Origin of the sequence: Mycobacterium sp. GA-1199 (assembly GCF_001500045.1) — a bacterium.
In the GTDB taxonomy this organism is placed as follows: Bacteria; Actinomycetota; Actinomycetes; order Mycobacteriales; family Mycobacteriaceae; genus Mycobacterium.
In genome coordinates this window covers 41327-63214 of the sequence record NZ_LQIX01000019.1, presented here as the reverse complement: position 1 = coordinate 63214, position 21888 = coordinate 41327, and the positions used below count along the sequence as shown (strand labels likewise).

Below are 21888 nucleotides of genomic sequence, written 5' to 3'. Positions count from 1 at the left end.
GATCCACCGGTTAAGGCACGAATACAGTCACTGGCCGCCCAGATACTCGGACTCGAGGACCAGGTCGGCCAGCAGCGACTGGTACTCCGCGTGGGTCTTGTGCTCGACGGTGTCGAACAACGTGCCCTGCTGTCGGCGCATGTACTCGCGGTACTTCGGCGCGCCGGGAATCTTCACGTTGTCGGCGACGACGACGGAGCCGCGGTGCAGCCAGCCACGGTCGAGGATGCTCTGCAGATCAGACAGGTAGGCGGCCTTATCGTGGTCGATGAACACCATGTCGAGTGAGCCCGGGCCAAACCCGTGCTCGGAGGCCAGCGCGTCGAGGGTCCGTCCGCCGTCGCCGAGTGTGCCGACCACGCACGTGATGCGGTCCGCGACGCCGGCGTGCGCCCAGACATCCCGGGCGATCTCGGCGTTGGCCTTGGCGAGTTCGACCGAGTAGATCCGCGCCGACGGCGCCGCCCTGGCCAGTCGCAGGGCGCCGTATCCGCAGTAGGTCCCGAGTTCGAGCACCAGGCTCGGGTTGCTGCGGCGCACCCCGGCGTCGAGAATCTCGCCCTTCTCGTCGCCGATATTGATCAGGAAGGACTTCTCATACGCGAACCGGTCGATGGTGGCGAGGACGTCGTCGCTGTCACCGCGCCGCGCGTTGGCGACCACATAGTCGCGAAGCGCGGCCTCGCGGCCGTCGCCGACCTGACCGGTGGTGGAGATGTTGCGCACACCGAGGGCCAACCGCAGGAATGACCACCTCAGCAGCGGGATCCGTTGCCTCAAGCTCATCTCGCCAGCCTATGACGCGGTGCGGCTCAATCGGCCCACAACTTGCCCGCGGGTCTGGCTGACCTGGCACGTTCCTGCCGTTAAACTTGCCCGGATGTCCGCCATGCCCGTGAAGTGCCTGACCAGCGACGGTCTGGTATGAGCGACGACGGGGCAGCGGTGGAAGTGGGCCTGACCGGCCGGCCACCGCGGGACATCCCCGAACCGCAGCCGAGGACGACGCACGGCCCGGCCAAGGTCATCGCGATGTGCAACCAGAAGGGCGGGGTCGGCAAGACCACGTCGACGATCAATCTCGGCGCCAGCCTCGCCGAGTACGGCCGCAGGGTGCTGCTCGTCGACCTCGACCCGCAGGGTGCGCTGTCGGCGGGCCTGGGGGTGCCGCACTACGAACTCGAGCACACGGTGCACAACCTGCTGGTGGAACCACGGGTGTCCATCGACGATGTGCTGATCCACACGCGGGTCAAGAATCTGGACCTCGTGCCCAGCAACATCGACCTGTCGGCCGCAGAGATCCAGCTGGTCAACGAGGTGGGCCGGGAGCAGTCGCTGGCACGTGCGCTGTACCCCGTGCTGGACCGCTACGACTACGTCTTGATCGACTGCCAGCCCTCGCTCGGCTTGCTCACCGTGAACGGCTTGGCGTGCAGCGACGGTGTGATCATCCCCACCGAGTGCGAGTTCTTCTCGCTGCGCGGCCTGGCGCTGCTGACCGACACCGTCGACAAGGTCCACGACCGGCTGAACCCGAAACTGTCAATCAGCGGCATCCTGATCACCCGCTACGACCCGCGCACCGTAAACTCTCGCGAAGTCATGGCCCGGGTAGTGGAGCGTTTCGGTGACCTCGTGTTCGACACCGTCATCACCCGCACGGTGCGCTTCCCCGAAACCAGTGTCGCCGGGGAACCGATCACCACATGGGCGCCGAAATCCGGTGGGGCTCAATCGTATCGATCGTTGGCTCGCGAGGTCATCCACCGGTTCGGCGCGTGAATGACCCGGTGACGGAGACGGAAGCCGCGACGACCCCGGATTCGGACGACGCTCCGCAGTCGGGCTTCCAGGTTCGGCTGAGCAATTTCGAGGGCCCGTTCGACCTGCTGTTGCAGCTGATCTTCGCGCACCGCCTCGACGTCACGGAGGTGGCGTTGCACCAGGTGACCGACGAGTTCATCGCCTACACCAAGGCCATCGGCCCGCAGCTCGAACTCGACGAGACCACGGCGTTCCTGGTCATCGCCGCGACCCTGCTCGATCTGAAGGCGGCGCGGCTGTTGCCCGCCGGAGAGGTGCACGACGAAGAGGATCTCGCCCTGCTCGAGGTGCGTGACCTGCTGTTCGCCCGCCTGCTGCAGTACCGCGCATTCAAGCACGTCGCCGAGATGTTCGCCGAACTCGAGGCCGCGGCGCTGCGCAGCTATCCGCGCGCGGTCGCGCTGGAGGACCGCTACTCCGAGCTGCTGCCCGAAGTGATGATCGGCGTGGACGCCGAGGCTTTCGCACAGATCGCCGCGGCGGCCTTCACGCCGCGGCCGGTCCCGACGGTGAGCACCGAGCATCTGCACCACGCGGCGGTGTCGGTGCCCGAGCAGATCGGTAACCTGATGGCACTGCTGGAGAGCCGCGGGATCGGCCAGTGGGCGTCCTTCCGAGATCTGGTCGCCGACTGTGAAGCACCGATCGAGATCGTCGGGCGGTTCCTGGCGCTGCTCGAGCTCTACCGCGCCCGGGCGGTAGCATTCGAGCAACCTGAAGCGCTTGGTGTGCTGCAGATTTCGTGGACCGGGGAGCGGCCGACACACCAACACCTGGCGGTGGAAGAAGATCAATATGGATAGCGAAGACCGCGACAACCTCGACGGGGTCGCGACTGACCTCGACCACGAGGGCGTCGCGGCCGACGCCACCGATCTCGGAATCGACGTCGCCGAACCGCCCGAGTTGGAGGACGGTGAACTGGGCGCCGTGCTCGAGGCGCTGCTGCTGGTGGTCGACACCCCGGCGACCGTCGAGCAACTCGCGCTGGCGATCGAGCAGCCGCCGTACCGGGTCGCGGCCAAGCTGCAGACGATGGCGCAGGAGTACACCGCCCGCGCTAGCGGTATCGACCTGCGCGAGGCCGGCGGCGGCTGGCGGATGTACACGCGGTCGCGCTACGCCCCGTATGTGGAACGGCTGTTACTCGACGGGGCCCGCTCCAAACTGACGCGCGCGGCGCTGGAGACGCTGGCCGTGGTGGCCTACCGGCAACCGGTGACTCGAGCACGGGTGAGCGCGGTGCGCGGTGTCAACGTCGACGCGGTGATACGCACCCTGGTGGCCCGCGGTCTGATCACCGAGGCGGGCACCGATCCCGACACCGGCGCAGTGACGTTCGCCACCACCGAACTCTTCCTGGAACGGTTGGGGCTGACGTCGCTGGCCGACCTCCCCGACATCGCGCCGCTGCTACCCGACGTCGACGTCATCGACGACCTCAGCGAAACCCTCGACGAGGACCCGCGTTTCATAAAACTCAGCGGCGTTCCGGCGCCCGAACAACCGCTGTCGTTCGACGTGGACACCGATGCACATGGCTGAACCCGAAGGCGTGCGACTTCAGAAAGTGTTGTCGCAGGCGGGAATTGCCTCGCGCCGGGTGGCCGAGAAGATGATCACGGATGGTCGTGTCGAGGTCGACGACCGGGTCGTCACCGAGCTGGGCACCCGCGTCGACCCCGATGTTTCGGTGATCCGGGTCGACGGAGCCCGGGTGACGCTCGACGACACCCTGGTGCACCTGGCGATCAACAAACCCAGGGGCATGCATTCGACGATGTCCGACGACCGCGGCCGTCCGTGCATCGGTGACCTCGTCGAGCACCGGGTTCGGGGTAACAAGAAGCTGTTTCACGTCGGCCGCCTCGACGCCGACACCGAGGGGCTGATGCTGCTCACCAACGACGGGGAGCTGGCTCACCGGCTGATGCACCCGTCGTTCGAGGTGCCCAAGACCTACCTGGCGACCGTGCTGGGCGCGGTGCCGCGCGGAGTGGGCCGCGAACTGCGCAACGGCGTCGAACTCGACGACGGACCGGCGCGGGTCGACGATTTCGCCGTCGTCGACAAGGTCCCCGGCAAGACGCTGGTGCGGGTCACCCTGCACGAGGGCCGTAAGCGGATCGTGCGCCGGATGCTCGCGGCCGTCGGCCATCCGGTGCAGGAGCTCGTGCGAACCGACATCGGCACCGTCACGCTCGGCGATCAGCGTCCGGGCAGCATTCGGGTGCTCACGCAGAAGGAGCTCGGAGAGTTGTACAAGGCGGTCGGCTTGTGACATCACTGGTCATCGCCGTCGACGGTCCAGCGGGTACCGGAAAGTCGACGGTATCAAGGGGTTTGGCGCGCGAGCTGAACGCGCGCTACCTGGATACCGGGGCGATGTACCGGATCGTCACGCTGGCCGTGCTGCGTGCAGGTGTCGACCTGACCGACACCGAAGCCGTCGCGGCAACGGCCGCGGACGCCGAGCTGGCGGTCGGGTACGACCCCGATGAAGACCGCTCTTATCTTGGCGGAGAAGACGTTTCGACCGAGATTCGCGGCGCTGCGGTGACCACGGCGGTGTCCGCGGTCTCGGCGGTGCCCGCCGTGCGCACCCGGCTCGTCGACCTACAGCGCAAGCTGGCCTCCGGACAGGACTGCGTCGTCGTCGAGGGCCGCGACATCGGAACGGTGGTGCTGCCCGACGCCGACCTCAAGATCTTCTTGACCGCATCGGCCGAAGAGCGTGCGCGACGCCGCAACGACCAGAACAAGGCGACCGGTCTGGACGACGACTACGAAGCGGTGCTGGCCGATGTCAAGCGACGCGACCACCTCGACTCCACGCGGGCGGTGTCGCCGCTGCGGCCGGCCGACGACGCCGTCGTCGTCGACACCAGTGCGATGACGCAGCCCGAGGTGATCGAGCATCTGACGCGCCTCGTGCGGGAGCGGGCGGGAGCGCAGCGATGAGCGAGGACGGCACCTGGGTCGACGAAAGCGATTGGGAGATCGCAGAAGATGTCGCCGAAGCCATCGAGGAGGCCGCGGCAGCGCCACCCGTCGTTGCCGTCGTCGGACGACCGAACGTCGGCAAGTCGACGCTGGTGAACCGGATCCTGGGCCGGCGCGAAGCCGTCGTGCAGGACGTGCCCGGGGTGACCCGCGACCGGGTGTCCTACGACGCGTTGTGGTCGGGCCGCAGGTTCATTCTGCAGGACACCGGCGGCTGGGAACCCGACGCCAAGGGTCTGCAACAGCTGGTGGCCGAGCAGGCGTCGGTGGCGATGCGAACCGCCGACGCGATCATCTTCGTCGTCGACGCGGTCGTGGGCGCCACCACCGCGGACGAGGCGGCAGCGAAACTGCTGCAGCGCTCCGGCAAGCCGGTGTTCCTGGCTGCCAACAAGGTCGACAGCGAGCGCGGAGAAGCCGACGCCGCCATGCTGTGGTCGTTGGGCCTGGGGGAGCCGCATCCGATCAGCGCGATTCACGGTCGGGGTGTGGCCGATCTGCTCGACACGGTGATCGATGCTCTGCCTGCGGTGTCGGAGATGGCCGGCGGCGGGGGAGGACCGCGCCGCGTCGCGTTGGTGGGCAAGCCGAACGTGGGCAAGAGTTCGCTGCTGAACCGGCTGGCAGGTGATCAGCGTTCCGTGGTCCACGACGTTGCGGGCACCACGGTCGATCCGGTCGACTCGTTGATCGAGATGGACGGCAAGATGTGGCGGTTCGTCGACACCGCGGGTCTGCGCCGCAAGGTGGGACAGGCGAGCGGGCACGAGTTCTACGCGTCGGTGCGCACGCACGGCGCGATCGACGCGGCCGAGGTGGCGATCGTGCTGATCGACGCGTCTCAACCGCTGACCGAGCAGGACCAACGCGTGCTGTCGATGGTCGTCGAAGCGGGCCGCGCGCTGGTGCTGGCGTTCAACAAGTGGGACCTGGTCGACGAGGACCGGCGCTACCTGCTGGACCGTGAGATCGATCGTGAGCTCGTGCAGTTGCAGTGGGCGCCGCGGGTGAACATCTCCGCCAAGACGGGCCGCGCGGTGCAGAAATTGGTTCCCGCGCTGGAGAAGTCGCTCGAGTCGTGGGACACCCGCGTCCCGACGGGCCGGTTGAACACGTTCCTCAAGGAAGTGGTGGCGGCACATCCGCCGCCGGTGCGCGGCGGCAAGCAACCCCGGATCTTGTTCGCCACCCAGGCGACCGCCCGCCCGCCGACGTTCGTGCTGTTCACCTCGGGGTTCCTGGAGGCCGGCTATCGGCGGTTCCTGGAGCGGCGGCTGCGCGAGACGTTCGGCTTCGAGGGCAGCCCGATCCGGATCAACGTCCGGATGCGCGAGAAGCGCGGCCCCCGCTCCCGGTGATCAGTGGAGTCGCACCGGCGGTAGGCGCCGCCGCCGCTCCACAAATCGACGATTAGCCTTGCCCAAGTGCCCGTCGTCGACATGGTCCTCATCGCATTGGCGGGCCTGGGAGCGGGCGCGATCAACACGCTCGTCGGCTCCGGCACGCTGATCACGTTCCCGACGCTGGTGACGCTCGGGTTTCCGCCGGTGACGGCAACGATGTCGAATGCGATCGGGCTGGTCGCCGGTGGTGTCTCAGGTACCTGGGGTTATCGCCGCGAACTGCGCGGACAGTGGGATCGACTCCGGTGGCAGCTCCCCGCCTCGTTCGTAGGAGCGGGGCTGGGTGCGTGGCTGCTGTTGCGTCTGCCGGAGACGGTGTTCGAGCGGGTCGTGCCCGTGTTGCTGATCGCCGCGCTGGTGTTGGTGGTGGTCGGTCCGCGGATTCAGTCCTACGCGCGGGCGCGGGCCGAGGCCGCCGGGCAGTCCGCCGAGCACGTGTCACGTGCGCGGATGGCCGCGGTCGTGTTCGCAACCTTCGCGGTCGGCGTCTACGGCGGGTACTTCACCGCGGCCCAGGGGATCATGCTGATCGCCGCGATGGGTGCGCTGCTGCCCGAGGACATGCAGCGGATGAACGCCGCCAAGAACCTCCTGTCGTTGGTGGTCAACGTGGTCGCGGCGGTGGCATACACAGTGGTCGCGTTCGACCGGATCAGCTGGGCGGCGGCGGGCCTGATCGCGGCCGGTTCGTTGGTCGGCGGCTTCCTGGGCGCCCACTATGGACGACGGCTGTCGCCGAACGCGTTGCGCGCGGTGATCGTGATCGTGGGAATGATCGGGGTGTATCGATTGCTGAGCGTCTAGACGGCTTGGGTATGGTGACGGAAACCGCTGACCAGGAAAGGGGAGACGGGTGGCCGAACGGCAGTTCCACACCGCGCCGTCTGCCCTTTGCGCGTTGGAGCCGTTCTGGCCGTCGCGCCGGGTCATCGCCTTCGACGAGTGGTGTCGCGCGCGCATCTGATCCGCGCCCACCTGTCCGTCCGGTCGGCCGCCCCGCCGCGCTGACCATTTCCGAAAGCAGTCGAACCTGTGCGTTCGCTTCTGATCTTCGCGCTCGTCGGCGTCGGAGCGCAGCTGGTGGACGGCGCGCTGGGCATGGCGTTCGGCGTGACCGCCTCGACGCTGCTGGTGCTCAGCGGCCTCGGAGCCGCCCAAGCGAGCGCCGCAGTGCATCTCGCCGAGGTCGGCACGACGCTGGCTTCGGGTCTGTCGCACTGGCGATTCAAGAACCTCGACTGGTCGATCGTGTTGAAGCTGGGCGTGCCCGGTGCGATCGGGGCATTCGCGGGTGCGACCGTGCTGTCGTCGCTGTCGACCGAACATGCCGCGCCGCTGATGGCTGCGATCCTGGTGGCGATCGGGGTCTACGTGCTGCTGCGGTTCTCGCTGCGCAACCCGCCGGTGATGAGGCACCGTGAGACACCGCATACGGCGAGGTTTCTGAGCCCGCTCGGATTGTTCGGCGGATTCATCGACGCGTCTGGAGGCGGCGGCTGGGGTCCGGTGACCACGAGCACGCTGCTGTCCCGCGGTAAGACGGCGCCGCGCACGGTGATCGGCTCGGTCAGTGCCTCGGAGTTCCTGGTGGCGGCGTCGGCTTCGGTCGGCTTCGGGGTCGGGCTACGCGAGGAATTCGTCGAGAACCTGCCGGTGGTGCTGGGGCTGGCCGTGGGTGGCGTGGTCGCCGCCCCGTTCGCGGCGTGGCTGGTCAGCCGCATCCGCCCCGCTCTACTGGGAACCGCGGTCGGCGGCGTCATCGTGTTGACCAACAGCCAGAAGCTGGTGCACTACTTCGGTATTGAATGGCCGTGGTCGTCGGGCGTTTACACGTTGATTGTGATCGGCTGGGCCGCAGCGCTTTACGTGGCTTGGCGCTACCGGCGGCCCGCGGAGTCGGTGCCGGCGGCCGACGAGGCCGAGGTTGTGCCCAGCGCCACTCGATAAGCGTTCGGCGCCGGAGTCATCCATCAGCAGCTTCGTATTGGCCGCGGCGGACGTCTCGGTCGATCCGGTAGTTCTGATATGCCGATAGCTGGATAGCGGTCAAGCCTCCCACGACCGCCACCGGAATCAGGTAGTAATCCAAGTCCCCGTCGATGATGAAGAAGTAATCGACCTCCTCGGGGTCGTACGCCGTGCGCGTCTTGCCAGTACTCGAAATCCAGACCGTCCACGAAGATCCTTGCTTCACCGTCGTCGTCTTGACCTGTACGCGTTTGATCGTGTCGTCCATCGAAACGAGAAGGTCGTAGCGGCACGGTTCCAAGGGCCACGAGACGCAATATCCACATAACTCGAACCACGCAGCAGCCATCAGGGAACCGGCTCGGGCTAGGTGACGTTGCCGCGGATACATTCCCGCAGTTGCAATGCCTACCCTCTTCGACGGGCGAAGGTGCGTGGTGTCGAGACCGAGCCGCGCTGCGTGGCCGCGAATGGTGGCTGTGCTCGAACCGCCCGCCAGCCCGAGCTTTTCGGCAACCTGTGTCCAATTCGAAGCGGAGGTGACTGCCGCGACTAGTTGCACATCCGTCCAGCGCCGCTGGCCGGTGAAGTGACTGTAGTCAAGGCCCAGGCGGTCGGCATGCAGGCGGACCGAACGCATAGCAGCGGAGGAAGTGGCCGACAGCCCGAGCGCGCGCAGTACGCCGCGCCACGATCGAGATGTGCGGATAGCTGCTGCCAACTGCGGATCTGCGTACCGCCGCATGACGCAAACAATACTAGTTGCGTCCCATGTTGCGTCGTCACTTCGCGGTCGGGCTGACAGGATTTGAACCTGCGACCCCTACACCCCCAGTGTAGTGCGCTACCAAGCTGCGCCACAGCCCGCTGGTCCGCCGAGACATCTCGAGGGACGAGGGAACGATACCTTAGCGGTCCATCACCGCACGAAGCGATCCCTGCGCCGCGAGCCTCATTCAGCCGTTGTCCCAGAACACGCCGACTGTTGGGGACGACGGGCGCTAGACCGGCACTCCCGTCGCATAATGATCGTGAGGCGTTCCTGCGGTCCATCGCGATGCCGCTGTCCGCAGTGCACCCCGATCGCAGTTTGCGAACGATGTTTGGCTGGGCATGCGGGGAGTTCACAAGCATGCTCCGGTGAAGCCGGACCTGGACGTCAGATCGACTATTGGACGGCAGCTTTTCGACGTCGAACCGGCGCCGCGCCCGGCGGCGAGTTTGCAGCTACAGCTTTGGGTGAATCACTCACGGATTCGATTGCCTCGGGCGCTGTTGTGTTGTTACAGGGGCTGGTGGAACAAGTCGCGAATGCTTTGGTCACCGTTGGCCTCGGCGCAGTTGACCGCCCGCGGCCCGGCGGCGTGTCCATGTGGAAACCCCGCCGCCGGGCCGGGCGATTGTTACGGCGCGGGTTCCTCCACGACCTGCCCGCTGGTCGCTTCAGCCTTGTTCCCGCTCTCGTTATTGAGATTGGCTGCCGCCGCCGCTCCGGTGATGTTGCCCTCGCCGCTGTTAGTGGCGAGGGCTTGGTTATTCGTGTTGTTGTTGCCGACTGCTCCGGCTACGGCCGCCGTCTGGGCGTTGTTTGCGGTGTTGTCCGCCCTGGCCGTGTTGTCACTGTTGTTGTTGCCGATGCCGGCGATGACTTGCATCAGAGCGTCGCTTCCAACGTTCGTTGCGGTGGCTGTGTTGCCGGTGTTGTCGTTGCCGCCGCCTCCTGCCCCGGCCACGGCTGCGGAGCCGCTTCCCGTGGTGCTCGCGGAGGCCGTGTTGCCACTGTTGTCATCACCCGTGGAACCAGCCCCGGCGACGCTCACGCTGCCGGCGCCATTGGCCGAGGCCGTGGCGGTGTTGTTGTCGTTGTTATCGCCGTCGCTTCCCGCTCGTGCCTGGCCGAGAGTGGCGCCGCCACTGGTGTTGGCGGTGGCTTTGTTGTTGTCGTTGTCGTTTCCGCCCATACCCGCATCTGCGGCGCTGTTCGCTCCAGTGGCCGTGGCGGTGTTGCCGCCGTTGTCGCTTCCGAGGGAACCGGCAATGGCGGCGCTGTCCGTGCCGGAAGCGGAGGCGCGATTGTTGGTGTTGTTATCGCCGCCCACGCCGGCAAAAGCAGTGGTTGGTGCATTGCCACCACCGTTATTGGTGGCGGTGGCGACGTTGCCACTGTTGTTGTTCCCCGTGATTAAGGTCTCGATGCCGCTGCCGGCCGCGGCGACGGCATTCTCGCCGACCGCAGAGGCGGTGTTCTTGTCGTTGCCGTCGCCATAGGAGCCGGCGATAGCAGCGCTGTTGTCGCCCGGAACACCGGTGTCGGAATCGCCGCTGACTGTGGCGCGGTTGTTGGTGTTGTCGTTTCCGTACGAGCCCGCAACGGCGAGGCTGTTGTCGCCGTCGACGGTGGCGGTGTTGTTGTGGTTGCCGGTGCCGCCATAGCCGGCGTAGGCCTCACTGTTGTCACCTGTCGCACGGGCGTTGTTGTTGCTGTTGTCACCGGCCGAGCCTGCGTAGGCCTCACTGCTCTCGCCGTTGGCCTTGGCCGTGTTCTTGACGCTTCCGGCCGCGGTGGCCTTTGCGTCAGTGCCCTTCGCGGTGGCACTGCTGTTGTTGCCGCTCTCCACTCGTGCGGTAGCGCCGGCTCCAGTCGCCCGCGCCTTGGTCTTGGTGCTCCCCTCAGGGGTGTAAGCGACCGCGCTGCCGCCGCCATTCTTCACAACCACGCCATTCTTGGAAACCATCACGTCCTTCGGCGGCTTCGGCGGCTTCGGCGCCTTCTGCGCGCTGGGCGCCTTCGCCGCGGACGCATCGCTAGCGGCCTTGGTGTTCTTATCAGCCTTCTCCGATTTGTTCGTCTTCGCTGACGACGAATCGCTCGAGGCGCTCGAGTCCTTGTCCGGTTTGGCGAAAGCTTCTACCGGCGTCGCGAACAGCCCGACTCCGATGCCAAGCGCGACAGCTAACGCCCCAACGCGGCCGATGTAGTTTGCATTACCCATGATGAATCCCCTGTCCTGCCAGAAATGCGATGTGATGTGTGGTGGTGTGGAAAGGGCGCAGGAACTCGAAAGTTCTGCTGTTGGGCTTAGTGCAGTACACGCATCCCCCCATGCCCCCGAGATTTGCCCGTGACGATCGATTTATAAAACCACCAACGGACTTGCTCACGGTATCCCAGCGATCAAAGCAAAACTGTCACATTTGTAAAAATTTGCCCAAGCAAGTCTGATAGCAGAAATGATTGTGGAAACAAATACTGCCCCTTCTGGACGTGGTCTCAAGACCCCTGAGCTCCCTCGGTCTAGATCACCGCCGAACACCACGGCCTCCCACCTCGGAACTGCTCTGGGCGACAAGCCAGGCCCCCTTGCCATAAGGGCGACAACTGATACTCGACAACGAGCTCACGGATCTCCGCAGGAGTAAACCCCGAATTGTTCGACACAATCCAACCGCACCGAAACTGACTCGCAACGAGGGCGGCAAAGTGTCAACGGATTAAGAGCCGCTTATACCTTTTCGGCGGATCGTTATTGTCCACTTCCCGCGTCCCGGCGGCGAGAGTCCTTGGTGGACACCACGCCGCCGGGGCGGGACAAGAATGCGCGACTACGGCTCCGGCTGAATGTCCTCGTCGCCGTCGGCCGCAACGGCGTCAAGATCCTCATTGCCATGGCTGCCGACGGCGGCTAGGGCCCTGGTTGTGACGCCGTTTTCGATGTTGGTGGCGGTGGCGGTGTTGTTGATGTTGTCGTTGCCGAAGAAGCTAGCCCAAGCGTCAAGGAAGGTGTTGCTTCCGCTATTGGTCCCAGTTGCGGTGTTGCCGGAGCTGTTCAAGCCGAAAACGCCGGCGACAACCTGCAGGGTGGCCATGCTTCCGCTGTTGGTGGCGGTGGCAGTGTTGTCGTTGTTGCCTTCGCCGATGGCGCCAGCGGCGGCGATTACTTGGCTATCGCTGCCGGTGTTGGTGGCGGTAGCGGTGTTGCCGGAGTTCGCGTTGCCCCCTGCCCCCACCTGGCCGCCGCCGGCGAGGGCAGTGGCATTCTGGCCGATAGCGCTGGCACGGTTGTCGGTGTTGTCGTTGCCGAAGGAACCCGCGCTCGCCACGCTGTTGTCACCGGGAGTACCGGTTTCGGTATCGCCGGCGACGGTGGCAATGTTGTTGGTGTTGCCGTTACCGTTGGCGCCCGCATAGGCGGTGCTGTTGTCGCCGGTGACGGTGGCTGTGTTGTTATTGTTGCTATTGCCGTTGGCGCCCGCATAGGCTCTGCCGTCGTCGCCGTCGACGGTCGCCCTGTTGTTGTTGTTGCCTTCGCCGCCGCTACCTGCGAAAGCCTGACTGTTGTCGCCGCTCGCCCGAGCGGTGTTGCCGTTGTTGTTGTTGCCACCGATACCGCTATCGTCATCGCCGGCGGCGGCGATGCTGGAATCTCCCTGGGCTTTGGCCTTGTTCTTGACCCCACCGCCGGCCGTCGCGGTGGCATTGGTGCCCTTCGCGGTGGCACTGCTGTTGTCGCCGCTGGTCACGATTGCCGAGGCGCCAGCACCGGTGGCCCTCGCCTTGGTCTTAGTGCTGCCGATTGGGGTTTCCGCGTATGCCGTTCCGCCGCCGTTCTTCTTCACCACACCGTTCTTGGAGACAAATACGTCCTTTGGTGGCTTCGGCGCCTTCTGCGCGTTGGGCGCCTTCGCCGCCGACGAATCGCTCGTGGCCTTGGACGCTTTCCCCGCCTTGTCAGGCTTGTCGGACTTGTTCGTCTTCGCTGACGACGAATCGCTCGAGGCGCTCGAGTCCTTGTCCGGTTTGGCGAAAGCTTCTACCGGCGTCGCGAACAGCCCGACTCCGATGCCAAGCGCGACAGCTAACGCTCCAACGCGGCCGATGTAGTTTGCATTACTCATGATGAATCCCCCAGAGGTGCGATGTGATGTGTGAGTGGGAAAGCTGGCCTGACGGCCTTTAGAGGTCGAGCGACGGGTGTAATGCAGTACATGCAGACCCCCCTGCCCCCGGTGACGGCCCGTTGTCGATCAATTGATAACGCCTTCCAACGGACTCGCTCAATGTAACCGACAGATCACGCAAACTGTCACAATTTTGAAGTTTGCCGCCGTGGCGTCGACATATGTTGTTACTTGGGGAAACAAAACAACTATGAAGGTGGTTTCCTCCCCCGCACCGCGCCGGCACGCGAACCCTCATTCTTACTCCCACAGATCTGACCAGCTGCTAAGGAGCAAATCTTTCTTTGGCGGATCCACAGGTTGCCATCCGTGTCCGTGTTGCACACACCCAACTCTGCCGCCTTAACGCTCGACGCCGTCTACTCGTTTACTAATCGGAAAATTTGCCTGAGCAACGAGTCAATCGTCTGCGGGCCTCGGGAACCGAAACCGGTGATGGCCGTGATTTGGCAAGCGCACTTTGGGCATTGACAGTGGCCATTGTTGGAGGCGCCTGACCGCACGCCTCGGTCGGGCTTTGATTAATCACCCTGCTGTGCGAGCCAGATTGCTGGAACGCTCAGATAGCATCGCAATCCGATTCGAGGGCGTCCGCCGCCGTCCGCGAGCATTCTCAAATCTGTCGAAAGTGCTCGGATAGGTTATCGCCGGACCCCTCTGACGACACTGGGGTCAAGTGGTCGCAGGCTCAACCCCGTCATCCCGATCGGCGATCCTGCGGTAGGTCCACGGTCTCAGCGAAACAGGCTGCGCGGCGGTGGCCACGAGGCTGCCATTCGTCGTCGACTGCTCCGGCTTCTACAGGAGGCTGCAGTGGATGCATCGGTCCTACTCACGGCGGCAGACATAGCAAGAGCGACGAGCCGCTCGCCATTACATGGATCGTCGACGGCCGCACAGCAGATCCCATCGACGGTTCGTGCTGGCCCTGAACGCACGGTGGCAGCCGCCTACTCCTCAGGCGGTTCGACGACCGTCTCACCGTCAGTTGCCGTGACGTCATACCCGTCGTTGCTATCGCTGAAAATACCTGCCCCGGCGGCGGTGATGCCGCCGTCAACGCTATTGGTGGCGGTGGCCGTGTTGTCGGTATTGCCATCGCCAAGAGACCCGGCGAAAGCCTGCAAGATCGTGTTGCTGCCGCTGTTCGTTCCCGTGGCGGTGTTGCCGGAATTGTCGCTACCTACCGAGCCGGCAATTACCTGCAGGAGGGCCTCGCTACCGGTGTTCGTTCCCGTAGCGGTGTTGTTGTCGTTGTTTTCGCCGATCACGCCGGCGCCGACAACGATCAAGCTATCGCTACCGGTGTTTGTGGCGGTGGCGACGTTGCCGGAGCTGTCATTGCCAGGGCCCCCGCCCTCAGGCACTTCGGGTCCGGTGCCGCCGCCGGCCCATGCTTGGGCATTCTGGCCGATGGCGGTGGCGCGGTTGTTGGTGTTGTTGTTGCCGAAGGACCCTGCGCCGGCCACACTGTTGTCGCCCGGAACCCCGGTGGTGGTATCACCGCTGACGGTGGCTGTGTTGTTGCTGTTGCCGTTGCCGTTGGCGCCGGCATAGGCGGTGCTGTTGTCGCCGTCGACGGTGGCCTTGTTCTTGTTGTTGTCGTCGCCGCCGCTGCCTGCGTAGGCCTGGCTGTTATCGCCGGTGGCCCGGGCGGTGTTGTTGTTGTTGTTGGTGCCACCGGTACCGTCATCGCCAGCGGCGGCGGTGCTGCCATCACCGTTGGCCTTGGCGCTGTTCTTGACCCCGCCGCCCGCAGTCGCCGAAGCACCATCGCCCACCGCGGTAGCCCTGCTCTTGCTGCCGCTGGTCACCGTCGCTGTGGCGCCATCGCCTTTGGCCTTGGCCTTGGTGCCGGTACTGCCCACCGGGGTCTCGGCCTGCGCGGTGCCACTTTGTCTTACCACCACACCGTTTTTCGAGATCGAAATGTTCTTTTCCGGCTTGGGCGCCTTCGCCGCTGACGCATCGCTCGCCGCCTTGGACGTCTTCTCCGCCTTGGGCGCCTTCTCCGTCTTGTTTGCCTTCGACGTCGACGAATCGCTCGAGGCGCTCGAGTCCTTGTCCGGTTTGGCGAACGCCTCAACCGGCGTCGCCATCAGCCCGACTCCGATCCCGAGCGCGACCGCTAACGCCCCGACGCGGCCGATATACGTTGCATTACCCATGATGAAACCCCCAGAGATGCGATGTAGCGAGAAGTGAGGTGAAAACAGAACGACGGTTGCTACGGCACGAAATGTCGGTGAACATGTCCCAATACCCCCGTGCCGAGAAGCGGCTCCGTTGTCGCACGACCGATCTGGTAGGTCGTTCAACGGCCACCGAAAATTTAACTCATCAAAGGGGCTGAATTAGCCCTTTTCGTCAATTCGCTTCTTGAAGATGTCCATCCGACCAGACATTGAGAACCGCCTCGCGAAACGAGAAATCCACCAGCGTCCCCGATGAAAGGACTGTGTTGTCATACCGCCTCTGAGGGACAGACAGGTTCGGCCGCCGACGATCGTGCAACGTAATCCCTTGCGTGAAAAAAGACTACAGGTCAGCGCGCCGCTGTTCGGGGGACCGACCTGAGTCACTTCGAAGTCGTTGCCCAGGCGCTTTCGGTGCTATTACCGGGCCCGGGGATCACACGCGCAACCACTCAATGCCGTCAAGAAACTGTTGAATCGTGGCAAGTGCGGTCTGCGGCAACGTGCGAACGATTCGGCTAGTCAGTGAACACACGCGCGTTCAGATCGCTCCCACGACTCGCTTACTCCAAAAAGGCGGCCTTCACCGTCATGAATGGCCGCTCGCGGCACTTGAGTATTTGCCCGTTTGGTGAAGCCTCCTCCGGCGTTAGAACAGCCCGACGCCGACCCGGGAAATTAGGACACCGATGTTTATCCCGCGCTGTCGTCCGCGCCCTCGCGCCCCGATTCGGGGCCGGCCCCAGGCTCCAGCGCGGGCAGCACGGCGACCACCCGACGCCGGAGGACTGGTGATCCAACCGAACCCCGGTCGATTGTCCGAGTCGGCGGGCAAGTCCCTAGCCGGACATACGCCGCCGGGGCGTCCCAGACGTTACTTAGGGCGTAGGCAGGATAACGATCTCGCCGTCCGATGCAGTGACGTCGAGGCCGGTGTTGCCATCGCTGCTGACGCCGGCCCCGGCCTCAGTGATGTTGTCATCGCCAACGTTCGTAGCGACGGCGCTGTTACCGGTGTTGTTACTCCCGTTGTATCCGGCGTTCGCCGTAGTGTTTGCGTTTGCGCCGCTGTTTGTCGCTGTCGCGGTGTTACCGGCGTTGTTGTCCCCGATGACTCCCGCGAAGATTTGACTAATGGCGTCATTGCCGGTGTTCGAGCCGGTAGCGGCGTTGTCGGTGTTGTTATTGCCACCTGAGCCGGAAGCCACACTAGTGCGTGCGTTGTCTGCGGTGTTGACTGCCGAGGCAGTGTTGCCACTGTTATTACTGCCTTCGGAGCCTGCCTCGGCCACGGTTAGGCTGCCGGCGCCGCTGTTCGAGGCAGTCGCGGCGTTGTCGGTGTTGTCGTTGCCGATCGATCCGGAAAGAGCCGTTGTGAAGGCGGTGTCTGCAGTATTGGTCGCGGAGGCAGTGTTGCCACTGTTGTTGTCACCCTGGGAGCCGACCTCGACGGCCGTGGTGCTGCTGGTGCCGCTATTAGTAGCGGTACCGGTGTTGTTGTCGTTGTTGTTGCCGACGACGCCAGCATATGCGACTGTTTGGCTGTCACTGCTCCCAGTATTGGTGGCGGTGGCGACGTTGCCATCGCTGTCGCTGCCGGGCCCGCCGTTCAAAACGTCGAAAGTGCCGCCGCCGGCCCAGGCTTGGGCATTCTGGCCGATGGCGCTGGCGCGGTTGTTGGTGTTGTTGTCGCCGAAGGACCCCGCGGACGCAATGCTGTTGTCGCCGGGGACTCCGGTGGTGGTATCACCGCTGACGGTGGCTGTGTTGTTGTTATTGCCGTTGCCGTTGGCGCCCGCGTAGGCGGTGCTGTTGTCGCCGTCGACGGTGGCCTTGTTCTTGTTGTTGCCGCTGCCGCCGCTGCCTGCGTAAGCCTCGCTGTTATCGCCGCTCGCCCGAGCGGTGTTGTTGTTGTTGTTGGTGCCACCGGTACCGTCATCGCCAGCGGCGGCGGTGCTGCCATCACCGTTGGCCTTGGCGCTGTTCTTGACCCCACCGCCCGCAGTCGCCGAAGCACCATCGCCCACCGCGGTAGCCCTGCTCTTGCTGCCGCTAGTAACCGTCGCTGTGGCGCCATCGCCATTAGCTCTGGCCTTGGTGCCGGTACTGCCCGCTGGGGTGCTGGCTTGCGCGGTGCCGCTTTGTTTCTTCACCACACCGTTTTTCGACACGGCGATGTTCTTTTCCGGCTTGGGCGCCTTCGCCGCTGCCGCCTTCTCCGCCTTGGGCGCCTTCTCTGTCTTGTTTGCCTTCGACGTCGACGAATCGCTCGAGGCGCTCGAGTCCTTGTCCGGTTTGGCGAACGCCTCAACCGGCGTCGCCATCAGCCCAACGCCGATGCCCAACGCGACAGCCAACGCCCCCACACGGCCGATACACGATGCATTACTCATGAGAAACCCCCGGAATTCCGATGCGGTGTGTTGAAAAAGTGGGCCTGACGGCCTCGGTGAGAGATCGAGCAACGGGTGTATTGCGAAACATGCAGACCCCCATGCCCCCAACTAAGACCCGTTGGCGATCGTCGTTTATAGCATTCCAACGGACGCGCTCACCTTAACTCAGCAATCAGCCAAACTGTCGTTTTCGAAAAATTTGCCCACGGAGAACTATCGAGCCGCGTTATCTGTGGGAGTGAATGTTACTTGTGAGGCGCGTGTTCATCGTAGGCTACGCCCGGCGGAGCGGGGTGTTCGCGTAAGTCCTGCGCGGGAGCGGTGTGAACTGCACGAAGGTGCTTCGATGCTGCCACTTCCATCGTCCGGTGGGCGAGGCACCTATGAACGATCCCTCCAGGATTCACCCCAGTTCGCCTAACCCAGTGAAACGGACGTTATCGTTGTAAAATCAAAAAACAATTTGCTTGATCAACAATTTAAGTCGTTCGCAGTCCGGGTGCTGCACATTAATAACGATAGCCAGCTATCCGTTAGGCGACGTTGCCGAACCACCCAACCATTCTTTTCGACCTATTAATGGTTTCGCCGCCGGTCGTCAACCAGCTGCTCCTTACCAGCGATCGGCCACCTTCTCCGCGACCTGCTTGGCGATCCGCACGGCCGAATCACCCGGGTTGGCACTGCACGTGTTCACGTCGATGATGACGTTGTTCTCCAGCGCGATCGCGTGTCCGCAGGCCCACCCCGGCGCAGCGGCTTCCTGGAGAGTCGCGACGGTGCTCAGCACGTTGTCGGCGTTGGTGATCGGCCCGACCGTCCACTTCGTGCCGCTCTGCAGGTGGGTGTACTCGTGGCAGGCCGGCCACTGCTGCGCGGATGCATCGAGAAAGCCCTGTGCCTTCTTTACGAGCGGATACAACACGACGGCCTGCTTCACGTAGTGCGCGAACTTGTCACCGTCGTTCAGGCTCTGATCCCGCGAGGCTTGGTACCCGCTGTCGGCGTAGACCGGCGCCTCCGCCGCCCCGTCGATACCGAGGCACTCCCGCGGTTCCATCGTGGCGCTGTTGTCCGACATCGAACTCTGAGCGCTCGTGACCTCCAGGGTCTGCGAGCCCATCTCGGCGTTCAACTGCGCGGGATGCAGGAGCAGTTCGTCCAGCTCGCGCTCCACAAGGGGACGCGGAATCAATGTCCGGGTGGGCGTCGGCGCCACCGCATTGCCGACCGAGCTGGCGCACCCGGCGACCAACAAACAGACCATCGCAGCACCGAATGCCGTCGCTGGTTGGCGCATGTAACCCTCCCCATGCCAGCCGTGTCCAACCGATCACTCGCGGGCGATGTCCCCAGCATCGCACCGCGTGCGGCTATGGTCCAGCAGTTCGGCCGTCGAGGGGCAGAGGTCGTGCGGTGTTTCTGATAACGATGGGCGCTGCTTCTGATAACGATTGATGCGTCGCGTCCAGCGCCGGAGCGCGACCATAACGCAAACCAGGCTGTGGGAATGCGCCGCACCCGTTGTGCGAGAGCGGGATTCACCAACCGCTGGGCAACCTCAGTCGGACTTCTTGTCGTCTTTGTCGTCCTCGTCGGAGTCCTCGTCTTTGTCGTCCTCGTCGTCCTCGTCGGAGTCCTTGTCGTCGGCGTCCTCGTCGTCGTGCTCGGATTCGTCGTCGGAATCCTTGTCGTCGGAGTCGTCGTCGGCGTCCTCATCGCTGGATCGGGGGGAGTCGTCCAGCTTGTCCGCAAATTTCGTCAGCGCCCGTGCCAGCTGGCGCGCCTCATGCGGCTCGAGAGAATCACCGAACAACACTTCGCCATCATCATTGGCGCGTTCGATGTAGACCCTGTTCTCCTTGGCCGCAACGTTCCACTCGCCGGACTCGGGCTCTGCCATCGTTGTCGCCTTTCGCAGGTGGATATTTTGGCCTCGTATACCCATCCATATTCGCTGTCACGCAACCCACGACGCGGTCGTCAATGCCACAGATAGTTTCTGTCGCAATAAGTTGATCCTCCGCCCTTACCGCGGAGACAGAAAAACCTCCCCACACACGAACGGATTCTGGCTTTGCGGCGATTACGGAGCCCCGGTCGACTCGCAATCATTTTCTTTCAACACCCCGCACCACCCCCGAGAGGACCCCGGCATGACCACCACACAAGCTCGACGGACCCGACTCCAGTACGCCGCCACGCTCGCCGGCGCCCTGGCCGTCTTCGTGTTCGCCCCGGCGACCGCTTTCGCTGTCGACAACGAACCCACGCCCGGCAGCGGCGGATGCACCTACACCGACGCGGACGGTTATGACATCCCGATCGACGACGGTCAAGACGTCTTTGTCGACGGCAAGATCGTCTCCTGCCGCGGCGGCAAGATCGTGATCACCACTGCGCCTCAGCGCAATCCGGTCAACGTGCGCCCGGCGTTGCCCGCCGGCAAGCTGCCGGTGCTCACCCGGCTGCCCTGAAAACCTCCCCACAATCGGCCCGTCACCTCACGGTGGCGGGCCGATTCAGCACGCGATCGGCATGGCCCGAGAAAAATCCGCAGTAGATTCGACTCTCATGCCGAAGTGTGGCGGCACGCTGCGTCCCGGAAAGCCAAGTGGCCGGTGACGTAGCGGTCATCGGTGCGGGCCCCGGCGGGCTCGTCGCGGCACGCTGGCTCATCGCTCAGGGATTCGAGCCGACGATCTACGAGCGCGCCGAGACCCTAGGAGGTCAGTGGACCGGGGAGCGGGGCCGCAGCGGCGTGTGGCCTGCCATGCACACCAACACAAGTCGCGTCCTCACCGCGTTCAGTGATCTCGACCCGGGGGAAGGCCCCGTCTTTCCGCCGGCGGTCGATATCGTCCGTTACCTCCACCGGTACGCAGAGATGTTCGATCTCTCCCGACGAATCCGGTTCCTCACTCCGGTGACCAGCATCCGCCACGACGACGGTCGGTGGCTGGTCAGCAGCGCGGGCGGTGAGGAACGCTACGAGCGCGTCGTCGTAGCCACCGGGCGGTTCCAGTCGCCCCTCGTTCCGGCTGTGTATGGGTTGGACGGCTTCACCGGTCCACTTGGTGCCATACCGACGTTCGACTATCGGGATCCGGCGCCCTACTGCGACAAGCGTGTCCTGGTGGCGGGATGTGCTGTCAGCGCGTTGGAGATCGCCGCCGAATTGGCTCAGCGCGGGGCCGCACGCGTGGTGGTCACCCAGCGCCGTCAGCGCTACGTGCTGCCGAAGTTCGCCGCCGGTGTTCCATCCGACCACCGAATCTTCACCCGGTACCTGGCGCTGGCCGACGAGACACTGCCCTCCGCCGAGATCGACCGTCAACTCAAGGAGATCGTCGTCGAAGCCGGGGGAATGCCGCAGCAGTATGGCGCACCGGCACCCGATGCCTCGCTGTTGGCCGCAGGCGTCACGCTGAGCCAGCACTACTTGCCGCTGGTGGGGGAGGGCCGAATCGCGGTGCGCCCGTGGATGACATCGGTGGCGGGTGCGACGGTGACGTTCGCCGACGGGCGTGCCGAGCAGTTCGACGGCATCCTGCTCGGCACCGGTTTCCGTCTTTCGATGCCGTTCCTGCACAACGAGGTCCAAGCAACCCTCGATGCAGACGACGTTCACCTCGACACCGATCGCCACACCTTCCATCCCGACCTGCCCGGCTTGGCGTTCATGGGGATGTGGGATCAGTCCGGCGGATACTTCGTGCCGCTGGAGTTGCAGGCCCGCTGGATCGCCTACACGTGGGGCGGCACGATCCCGGTTCCGAGTGCCTCCGAGCAACGCTGTGCAATCGAGGCGTACCGCTTGCGCCGTGGCCTGCCGCAGAAGACGCGGATGAATCTCGTGGCGTTGACCTTCGCCCGGGCCGCAGGCGTCGATCCGGTGATCGAGAACTGGCCCGAGTTTCACCGCGCCCTGTTGTTCGGCCCGCTCGCCCCGAGCTGCTTCCGCCTCGAGGGTCCCGACGCGCTGGATGGTGCGCCGGCTCGGTTCGCCCGTGACGCCGCCGCTTTCGCTGCGATCACCTCGCCTGCTCTCACCGAGCGTGAGAATGCGTACCGCAATTTGCTAGATGGCGTTGAGCCACCGCACCTTTGACGAATAGAAAGTTCCCTCGGGAAGAT

The 21888-nt window shown here is 64.5% G+C and carries 18 protein-coding genes and 1 tRNA gene; 10 read left to right on the top strand and 9 right to left on the bottom strand.

What is annotated here, in order from left to right; genetic code table 11:
• Positions 1 to 27: 27 nt before the first annotated feature.
• Positions 28 to 786 (bottom strand): O-methyltransferase, encoded by a 759-nt coding sequence (locus AU198_RS14295; protein WP_064348802.1) that lies wholly within the window; start codon positions 784 to 786, stop codon positions 28 to 30.
• Between the two features lie 138 nt (positions 787 to 924).
• Here AU198_RS14295 and AU198_RS14290 point away from each other — a divergent pair, with 138 nt between their 5' ends.
• From AU198_RS14290 to AU198_RS14255, 8 genes are all read left to right on the top strand, one after another.
• A complete protein-coding gene (locus tag AU198_RS14290) occupies positions 925 to 1785 on the top strand; it encodes a ParA family protein (protein ID WP_064348801.1) in 861 nt (286 codons plus the stop codon).
• Positions 1786 to 1793: 8 nt separating this feature from the next.
• The gene (locus AU198_RS14285) at positions 1794 to 2630 is read left to right on the top strand and encodes a segregation/condensation protein A (RefSeq protein WP_064348823.1); all 837 of its coding nucleotides are present in this window, start codon (positions 1794 to 1796) and stop codon (positions 2628 to 2630) included.
• Positions 2623 to 3372 carry an SMC-Scp complex subunit ScpB gene (scpB, locus tag AU198_RS14280; protein ID WP_082691018.1) on the top strand — a complete coding sequence of 250 codons (750 nt, stop codon included), beginning with the start codon at positions 2623 to 2625 and terminating at the stop codon, positions 3370 to 3372. Before AU198_RS14285 ends, scpB begins: the two co-directional genes overlap by 8 nt.
• Entirely contained in the window at positions 3365 to 4108 is a 744-nt protein-coding gene (locus AU198_RS14275) for a pseudouridine synthase (protein ID WP_064348800.1), read from the top strand. Before scpB ends, AU198_RS14275 begins: the two co-directional genes overlap by 8 nt.
• Entirely contained in the window at positions 4105 to 4788 is a 684-nt protein-coding gene (cmk, locus tag AU198_RS14270; RefSeq protein WP_064348799.1) for a (d)CMP kinase, read from the top strand. Before AU198_RS14275 ends, cmk begins: the two co-directional genes overlap by 4 nt.
• The gene (der, locus tag AU198_RS14265; protein WP_064348798.1) at positions 4785 to 6188 is read left to right on the top strand and encodes a ribosome biogenesis GTPase Der; all 1404 of its coding nucleotides are present in this window, start codon (positions 4785 to 4787) and stop codon (positions 6186 to 6188) included. The genes cmk and der overlap by 4 nt, the downstream gene beginning before the upstream one ends.
• Positions 6189 to 6269: 81 nt before the next feature.
• Complete coding sequence (locus tag AU198_RS14260; protein WP_064348821.1) at positions 6270 to 7037, top strand: sulfite exporter TauE/SafE family protein; 768 nt, start codon at positions 6270 to 6272, stop codon at positions 7035 to 7037.
• Positions 7038 to 7265: 228 nt separating this feature from the next.
• On the top strand, positions 7266 to 8180 hold the full coding sequence (locus AU198_RS14255; protein ID WP_064348797.1) for a sulfite exporter TauE/SafE family protein: 915 nt from the start codon (positions 7266 to 7268) through the stop codon (positions 8178 to 8180).
• A 16-nt stretch (positions 8181 to 8196) separates the two neighbouring features.
• On the opposite strand, the gene AU198_RS26210 is transcribed toward AU198_RS14255, so the two are convergent.
• The 8 genes from AU198_RS26210 to AU198_RS14210 all read right to left on the bottom strand — a co-directional run bounded on the left by AU198_RS26210 (position 8197) and on the right by AU198_RS14210 (position 19654).
• Positions 8197 to 8946: a group I intron-associated PD-(D/E)XK endonuclease gene (locus AU198_RS26210; RefSeq protein WP_156431608.1), complete on the bottom strand. Its 750-nt coding sequence runs from the start codon at positions 8944 to 8946 to the stop codon at positions 8197 to 8199.
• 48 nt (positions 8947 to 8994) lie between these two features.
• Positions 8995 to 9068, bottom strand: a tRNA-Pro gene (locus AU198_RS14245).
• A 536-nt stretch (positions 9069 to 9604) separates the two neighbouring features.
• A complete protein-coding gene (locus AU198_RS14240; protein ID WP_064348795.1) occupies positions 9605 to 11194 on the bottom strand; it encodes a beta strand repeat-containing protein in 1590 nt (529 codons plus the stop codon).
• Positions 11195 to 11804: 610 nt separating this feature from the next.
• Positions 11805 to 13097 carry a hypothetical protein gene (locus tag AU198_RS14235; RefSeq protein WP_156431607.1) on the bottom strand — a complete coding sequence of 431 codons (1293 nt, stop codon included), beginning with the start codon at positions 13095 to 13097 and terminating at the stop codon, positions 11805 to 11807.
• 1013 nt (positions 13098 to 14110) lie between these two features.
• Positions 14111 to 15328, bottom strand: a complete 1218-nt coding sequence (locus AU198_RS14225; RefSeq protein ID WP_064348792.1) for a hypothetical protein — start codon at positions 15326 to 15328, stop codon at positions 14111 to 14113.
• A 905-nt stretch (positions 15329 to 16233) separates the two neighbouring features.
• Positions 16234 to 17748: a beta strand repeat-containing protein gene (locus AU198_RS14220; RefSeq protein ID WP_156431606.1), complete on the bottom strand. Its 1515-nt coding sequence runs from the start codon at positions 17746 to 17748 to the stop codon at positions 16234 to 16236.
• 616 nt (positions 17749 to 18364) lie between these two features.
• Positions 18365 to 19051 carry a sensor domain-containing protein gene (locus AU198_RS14215; RefSeq protein WP_064348790.1) on the bottom strand — a complete coding sequence of 229 codons (687 nt, stop codon included), beginning with the start codon at positions 19049 to 19051 and terminating at the stop codon, positions 18365 to 18367.
• Positions 19052 to 19312: 261 nt separating this feature from the next.
• Positions 19313 to 19654, bottom strand: a complete 342-nt coding sequence (locus AU198_RS14210; RefSeq protein ID WP_064348789.1) for a hypothetical protein — start codon at positions 19652 to 19654, stop codon at positions 19313 to 19315.
• A 253-nt stretch (positions 19655 to 19907) separates the two neighbouring features.
• Here AU198_RS14210 and AU198_RS14205 point away from each other — a divergent pair, with 253 nt between their 5' ends.
• Both AU198_RS14205 and AU198_RS14200 read left to right on the top strand, forming a co-directional pair.
• Positions 19908 to 20228, top strand: a complete 321-nt coding sequence (locus AU198_RS14205) for a hypothetical protein (RefSeq protein ID WP_064348788.1) — start codon at positions 19908 to 19910, stop codon at positions 20226 to 20228.
• 137 nt (positions 20229 to 20365) lie between these two features.
• Complete coding sequence (locus AU198_RS14200) at positions 20366 to 21862, top strand: flavin-containing monooxygenase (protein WP_064348787.1); 1497 nt, start codon at positions 20366 to 20368, stop codon at positions 21860 to 21862.
• The last annotated feature ends 26 nt before the right edge of the window (positions 21863 to 21888 follow it).

Bases quoted from the DNA above. Each gene is read 5' to 3' on its own strand.
- AU198_RS14295 (WP_064348802.1), bottom strand. From the start codon at position 786: ATGAGCTTGAGGCAACGGATCCCGCTGCTGAGGTGGTCATTCCTGCGG.
- AU198_RS14290 (WP_064348801.1), top strand. From the start codon at position 925: ATGAGCGACGACGGGGCAGCGGTGGAAGTGGGCCTGACCGGCCGGCCA.
- scpB (WP_082691018.1), top strand. From the start codon at position 2,623: ATGGATAGCGAAGACCGCGACAACCTCGACGGGGTCGCGACTGACCTC.
- AU198_RS14275 (WP_064348800.1), top strand. From the start codon at position 3,365: ATGGCTGAACCCGAAGGCGTGCGACTTCAGAAAGTGTTGTCGCAGGCG.
- der (WP_064348798.1), top strand. From the start codon at position 4,785: ATGAGCGAGGACGGCACCTGGGTCGACGAAAGCGATTGGGAGATCGCA.
- AU198_RS14260 (WP_064348821.1), top strand. From the start codon at position 6,270: ATGGTCCTCATCGCATTGGCGGGCCTGGGAGCGGGCGCGATCAACACG.
- AU198_RS26210 (WP_156431608.1), bottom strand. From the start codon at position 8,946: ATGCGGCGGTACGCAGATCCGCAGTTGGCAGCAGCTATCCGCACATCT.
- AU198_RS14240 (WP_064348795.1), bottom strand. From the start codon at position 11,194: ATGGGTAATGCAAACTACATCGGCCGCGTTGGGGCGTTAGCTGTCGCG.
- AU198_RS14235 (WP_156431607.1), bottom strand. From the start codon at position 13,097: ATGAGTAATGCAAACTACATCGGCCGCGTTGGAGCGTTAGCTGTCGCG.
- AU198_RS14225 (WP_064348792.1), bottom strand. From the start codon at position 15,328: ATGGGTAATGCAACGTATATCGGCCGCGTCGGGGCGTTAGCGGTCGCG.
- AU198_RS14220 (WP_156431606.1), bottom strand. From the start codon at position 17,748: ATGAGTAATGCATCGTGTATCGGCCGTGTGGGGGCGTTGGCTGTCGCG.
- AU198_RS14215 (WP_064348790.1), bottom strand. From the start codon at position 19,051: ATGCGCCAACCAGCGACGGCATTCGGTGCTGCGATGGTCTGTTTGTTG.
- AU198_RS14210 (WP_064348789.1), bottom strand. From the start codon at position 19,654: ATGGCAGAGCCCGAGTCCGGCGAGTGGAACGTTGCGGCCAAGGAGAAC.
- AU198_RS14205 (WP_064348788.1), top strand. From the start codon at position 19,908: ATGACCACCACACAAGCTCGACGGACCCGACTCCAGTACGCCGCCACG.